General features: G+C 37.6%; 2 protein-coding genes. Both read left to right on the top strand.

Annotated features, from left to right (window positions below):
- Window positions 1-593: 593 nt before the first annotated feature.
- Entirely contained in the window at window positions 594-5,126 is a 4,533-nt protein-coding gene (locus BB781_RS09945; protein ID WP_094228336.1) for a DNRLRE domain-containing protein, read from the top strand.
- 1,652 nt (window positions 5,127-6,778) lie between these two features.
- Window positions 6,779-7,243 carry a GxxExxY protein gene (locus tag BB781_RS09940; protein ID WP_207205272.1) on the top strand — a complete coding sequence of 155 codons (465 nt, stop codon included), beginning with the start codon at window positions 6,779-6,781 and terminating at the stop codon, window positions 7,241-7,243.
- The last annotated feature ends 76 nt before the right edge of the window (window positions 7,244-7,319 follow it).

Below are 7,319 nucleotides of genomic sequence, written 5' to 3'. Positions count from 1 at the left end.
TCTCTTCCAGATGCTTGACACGTTCTTCCAGTTTTTCTATTATCAAAAATAGCTGAGTAACAAGTTCGACGACTGCCTCAGGACCAGCATCATAAACTGCAAGTATTTCTTCCCGTTCTATACAAATCCCCTCTGATCAATAAAATCTTTTTTCTGAACGTTAAAATGAGGTCATAGTATATTGATTTTTACTTTAGTGCTGGAAGGATGGCTGAATAGTTACATTTTTTATTTGATAATTTGTACCATTACAAATGTTTATACTAAACACTTTTTTTGTCAATATCTCTTTAAGATGAATTAACGCATTTTTATATAGTACAATCCAGTATTATTGGCAGAGAATACATGAGAATAATATTGAGTTGGACAGAACTTGCAAAAATAAAAAAAGAAGACTTTTGCTTCTGTAATAATTATATGGGTAACTTACTGAACATTTATGTACATTATAATAATTGTAAATCATCTGTGTTCATAGCTTATATAATCATGTCCAAACGTTTAATTTTATAATATAGAAGCTATAATCAAAAACATAAACAGGTGAGGCCGTGGATTTTACAAAATTTATATGGACATTATTATTAATCTTGTTTTTAATCAACATTGCTGCAGCAGACGAAATACTAATAAATCCTATTGAAGATGTTTATATAGACAACAATAAGGCAAACATAAACTTTGAATCCTCTGAATCATTGTATTCTCATTCCAGCACCTCTATAACACAATATGCTTACGTAACATTTTATGTGCCAGAATTTACTGAATCTGCCACTCTTAATATGTTTGTTACAGGTGGTTATGGATCAAGTACAATTGCTTTAGCCAGAATATCACCTGACTGGGAAGCAGATAAAGTTACATGGAACAACGGAAGGCCCAGTGTGGAACAATGGCAGGATTATACAGTTGCTAATGCTCCTTATTCTATAGGTCAATGGGTTACATGGAATGTTACTTCAGTTGTTGATGAACCGGGATATTATGCATTTCAAACTCGTTCATCACATGGTCAGCATCATCGGTTTAACTCCAGTGAATCCGGTGTGAATATCCCTTACATGAAAATAGAAACATATGCTTCAGATGCAGATATTGGTTATAATACAAAAACAAATAATGATAGTTATGCATTTACGGTTGAAACTAATGAGGAGATTATTTTTTCGATAAAAGAAGACAATGTTTCTTCATATACTTGGTCTGTAAATAAGGTAAATCAAAACATCGATCTGGATTCTTTTACATTTAGAGTTCCAGAAGGAATTGATTATCAACCTTCTTCACAAATATGGGAAATAAGAGTCGAAGGAATATATGAAAATAGTTCAACTTTTGTAAGAGAATGGCTAATTTCAAGTTTATCAGAAAATGAAGCGCCTGATTTTATTGAATATTTTATAGATAGGAATAATGTGTGGAGAACAAGCTATATAACCGACCCTTGGGGTAGAGAATTAGCATATTATGATCGATCAGAAAACCTTGTTTCAAAAGGATTTTTATCTGGGACATTAACTGGTACTGGAAATGTATTATCAACTAAATTTGATATTACAGATGGAACATTTAAATATAAAATTAGAAATCCCGGTGTGAAAAACATATATTATTTTCAAGTGTTTGACACAAATGGTTACAGCTGGAGATCAGAATGGCAAAGCAATGAATTTCATGATTATTTCTCAATATTAAATGAACATGGATACGTGCCTGCATCAAGACGATGGTTAGGGCAAGCACCAGGTGTACATAATTGGTATAATAGTGATTGGCTAGACATAACAATCATTAAAACGAATGAAGGATGGTGGACAGTTTATGTTGATGACGTAATGATGCCTAATGTTCATGCAAACTTTGAAGATGCCCTGTCTAGTGCAAGTAAGTTATCATTAGCTGCAAACAGTTTGCTACAGTTGGATTGTATTGAAGTTTATAAGGATAGATATATATATCCACCTACAAAGATGGAGTATGGAATATATCCTAAATGGTGGGAAACAGGGGAAACAACTTATGGTAGATTGGATCCTGTTGATGAAGTAGGTATTAAAATATCTGGTAAAAATGTAACTTTGAAGCAAATTGCAGATGCAATTGACAATCCAGATTATATTACATATGATTCTAACACCCGAACTGCAATACTCAAAACAAATATTGCCTTGTATGATGGCAGTGAATTAATAATCGATAATGAAAAATTGATTATTGATACTTCGGATCAATCTCTCAGCATCAATCCTAAAGTTGGAGTGAAGCTTAGCATAACAGATTCAACTATTACAGCAACTAACTATCCAATGATATGGAACTTTGCAAGTTCGATATCTGAAAACGTCTATGACCCCGATGTTTCAAGGAACAATGATGCTAAAACATCACAACCACGAACAAATCATATATACGATTTCCGTGGTCAATTCATAGTTGAGAATTCAACAATTGATAATACTGGAAACCTTTTCCTGGATGCTCCTTACGAAGTCACAATAAGGAACGTGATATTTAGTAATCACAGTTCTATAGATTACGGAGATTATACCTTAAGAGGTGCTTATGAAAATCATAATCAGAAAAAGAGGCAATCTTATGGTGAAAAAGGACTTTGGATAGTACCGAGGATGGATTTAGTGGATTATGTAGTTGAAAATGTAACCTTCGTTGAACCCAAGACTGATATCAGCCTGAAAGTTATTGGAGGCGAATGGATACAGAATGCAACAACCCTAAAGGATAGTGATCTTCGTGGTGTTGATATCAGTGCTATGAAGGCATTAAAGTATGAGTATTATCAGAACTATTGGAACAAAAATGAGAAATCCACGCTTGCTCTACTAAACACTCTTTATGACGAGGTAAAACTTTCAATAGATGGTCATCCAAGAGTTGGTGGGACATATCAATATGATGAAGCTGAGATTGTTACCAAGTATTATCTTGACATTATCTTAAAAGATTCACTAGATGCTTCTATATCCAATTCAGAAGTATTTTTCGAACCATCAAATTCAAAGTATCCGGCAGAATCACTGTATGAGCACAGAGAATATATTGCAGATAAATATGGACCTGGCGAAGGTGGTGTAAGTGGATATGGCACAGGTTATTTCGATGAAGATGGCAATCTTGTCGGAAATATGCACAACATAACTTATTCAGGAGGTACATACACCAGATGGTACAATGCATTGCCTCTAGGTGCTGCTGTTACAGACTCCAATGGACAGACTTCCTTGCCAAGATCAGGCGATCTGGAAAACTCCATTGTACTGGTTGATTATGTATTAACAAGTGATGATGCAGGTAATCTGAACAAAGAGTCTTTGACATATACTATGAATGTTGAGACCCCGTCCGGTCAATCGGTATCTCTCGCCGGTATCTCTCCCGATCCATCCTGGTATCGTGAGAATCCTGATGTTCCGACATACACCATAACAGCAGTGATCCCTGAAAATAGCACCGGACCACACATAACAGGTTTTGCTCCTGCCGAAGATAATCCGCATACTCTAGGCGAAGCCAAAACATTCAGGGTCTGGACTGATGAAGCTCTTGTTGCAATGAATTGGTATGTTGATGGAGAACTTGTTGCTTCCAATTCAATGGTATATGACTGGGTACCGGAAGCTGGAGATCATTCTATTGTGTTCCAAGGTTCAAATGCTGCCGGATCGGTCCTGCAGGTATGGGATATGGTAAATGAAGCAGAATCCCCCGTCCCCTCAGGTACAGGCCTCTCATTCACTCCATCAGCAACTTCACTCACATCATCAGTTGGTGAATCTACAACCTTCGCTGTTGACTCAGGACAAGAGTTCACATCTGCTCTCTGGTATCTGGATGACAGCCTTGTGGAAAGTGGTGTAGTAAATTATGTACATGACTGGGATACTGCAAGTACACATACGGTCAGGTTTGATGGTGTTGCAGCAGCAGGAACCATTTCACGGTCATGGACTGTATTTGTATCGGAACCGGAATATTCTGTCATAACCATATCTCCATCTTCAAGTGTTGTGGCGCCGGGGGAATCATTCAGTCTTGACGTGTACATAGATCCGAAGCAATCCCTGACAGGATCACAGTTCGATCTGCAATACAGTCATCTTGCAAGTGTTTCTTCTGTTAATGAGGGCGGTCTGTTCTCTCCTGATCTGTTTGCTACGACCTTTGAATATGGTAGCATTGATAATACATTTGGTATTCTAAGCCACGTGTACTCTGCAATTGTGGGTTCAGGTAGTATATCTGAATCAGGGATCATGGCCACAGTGAACATGGTCGCAGGCAGCTCTTCAGGTGTACTTGACCTTGGTTTATCCGGTGTAATATTAAGTGATGCAGACTCCAATCCGGCTGAATATACCACATCCAATGCAACGGTGCTCATTGACACAGCTCCGCAGTTCAGCTCAATTGGTGCACAATCCGTAGAGGAAGAGCAGAGACTGAGCTTCACAGTAAGTGCAACAGACGCTGAAGAGGATGACCTTACATATACAGCCACTTCACTACCCTCCGGTGCATCCTTTGACACAGGAACAGCCACATTCACATGGACACCAGCATACGGGGATGCAGGAAGCTATGAGGCCATCTTTGAAGTCACAGACGGATACCTCACAGACTCGGTGACCGTCACTGTCACAGTAACCCCTATGAACCACATACCTGTAATAACTCTCTTTGAACCGGCAGACGGCTCGGTCTTTGAGGAAGGGTCCACCATCAACGTGAACATAGCTGCAAGCGATGCAGACGGGCAGAGCCTCAGTTACATCATAAAGATCGACGGCTCACAGGTCAGCACAGCATCAAGCTACACATGGGACCTTGGGTATGAGTCCGCAGGCACACATACCATCCAGGCAATAGTAAGTGATGGCATCGATGAAGTAACGGTTTCAAGCACCGTGACCATCACTGACCTGCAGCCAAGATGGGATGTCAATGAGGATAGTATCGTCAACGTACTTGACATCACCCTGGTAGGCCAGAACTACGGCATGGTTTATACAGGAGACCTTCCTCGCTGGGATGTGAACCAGGACGGTGTTGTGAACATCCAGGACCTCTCCATAGTTGCCGGTCACTTTGGTGAAACCGTATAAATACAATACAGCCCCCCCCACAAGGGGCTGACTTTTTTCATTCCCAACGTCACTGTGCCGTGTTCAACTATTTGAGAACAGTGAAATATTTCCAGTCATAATGCTATGCTAATAAGTGTCTGCACACATAGATCATCATCTCACATTCCACAGGTAGATCAAAAAGCTCATAATTTTGCTTGATGCTGGTTTTGATTGTATGCATTGTGAATTATATTTAGTCTGCCACCAGGAAATGATATCAAAACGAGGTATTTCTCAATATATAAAACTAGAGTTGGTACTAATTATATTACAAAAACGCTATCAAGCAAAATCATTCAAGATCGGTTAGTACCTGCGGAATATGGGATAATTATCCTCAGACACAGATTCCACAGATCAACACGGATCTTGGATGATGAAAGGTGTAGAGAATACTATGTCAACACAAATCCCCTGGTGTTGGTACACAAAACCAGTTCAAACTCAAATCTGTGTAAATCAGTGTTTATCAGTGTCTAAAAAAACATAATTCCTTACAGTTTACTGTAAATCACTGTCTTCAGACACAGATTCCACAGATTAACACAGATTTTGGATGATGAAAGGTGTGGAGAATACTTTGGCATCACTTTCCACTAATATTTTCTGGCGTTGGTGCACAAAACCAATTCAATCTCAAATCTGTGTTAATCTGTGTTAATCAGTGTCTAAAATAACATAATTCCCAATACTACAGTTTACTGTAAATTACTGTCTTCAGACACAGATTCCACAGATTAACACAGATTTTGGATGATGAAAGGTGTGGAGAATACTTTGGCATCACTTTCCACTAATATTTTCTGGCGTTGGTACACAAAACCAATTCAAGCTCAGATCTGTGTAAATCAGTGTTAATCAGTGTCTAAAATAACATAATTCCCAATACTACAGTTTACTGTAAATTACTGTCTTCAGACACAGATTCCACAGATTAACACAGATTTTGGATGATGAAAGGTGTGGAGAATACTTTGGCATCACTTTCCACTAATATTTCTTGGCGTTGGTGCACAAAACCAGTTCAATCTCAAATCTGTGTAAATCAGTGTTAATCAGTGTCTAAAAAAAATAATTCCCAATACTACAGTTTACTGTAAATTACTGTCTTCAGACACAGATTCCACAGATTAACACAGATTTTGGATGATGAAAGGTGTAGAGAATACTATGTCAACACAAATCCCCTGGCGTTGGTGCACAAAACCAATTCAAGCTCAAATCTGTGTTAATCAGTGTTAATCAGTGTCTAAAAAAAATAATTTCCAATACCACAGTTTACTGTAAATTACTGTCTTCAGACACAGATTCCACAGATTAACACAGATTTTGGATGATGAAAGGTGTAGAGAATACTATGTCAACACAAATCCCCTGGCGTTGGTACACAAAACCAGTTCAATCTCAAATCTGTGTAAATCTGTGTTAATCAGTGTCTAAAAAAACATAATTCCTTACAGTTTAATGCAAATCACTGTCTTCAGACACAGATTCTACAGATTAACACAGATTAAGTGTTGGAAGGAATGAGATTTATGGTCTTTTTGCACTTTCACTCAGCTAAAACTTCGCGTTATGATTTCATAAATCTGATATATCATAAAATCTGTGTAAATCCTTGTTTATCTGTGTCTAAAAAAAATAATTCCTTACATTTTAATGTAAATCCCTATCTTCAGACACAGATTATGGGTTGGAAGGAAATGATATTTATGGAAAATTATAAGTATGAAGATACAACTGAAAAAATAATCGGAGCTGCATATAAGGTGCATAACACTCTTGGCTCTGGTTTCTTAGAGAAGGTTTATCAGAATTCTCTGGCTATTGAATTGAAAGCACTTGATATTTCATATTATATTGAAAAACCCATTAAGGTACATTACAATGGGGAAATCGTTGGAGATTACATCGCTGATATCATTGTCGACGGTAAAGTAATTGTTGAAATTAAAGCTATTAAGGAATTATCAAGTATCCATGAGGTTCAACTTGTTAATTATCTTAAAGCAACTGGTATTGAAGTAGGGCTTGTAATAAATTTTGGTAAATCCGTTCAAATAAAACGTCGCGTAATGGATGCACAAAAATAAATGTCTTTCATCAACATTGAGTGTGTTCCGTTTCATAGATCATGAAGTAGGGTATTATGGATCAGTAATGTCATTA

The organism is Methanolobus psychrotolerans (assembly GCF_002243045.1).
In the GTDB taxonomy this organism is placed as follows: Archaea; Halobacteriota; Methanosarcinia; order Methanosarcinales; family Methanosarcinaceae; genus Methanolobus; species Methanolobus psychrotolerans.
This window is presented reverse-complemented; position numbering and strand designations above follow the sequence as displayed.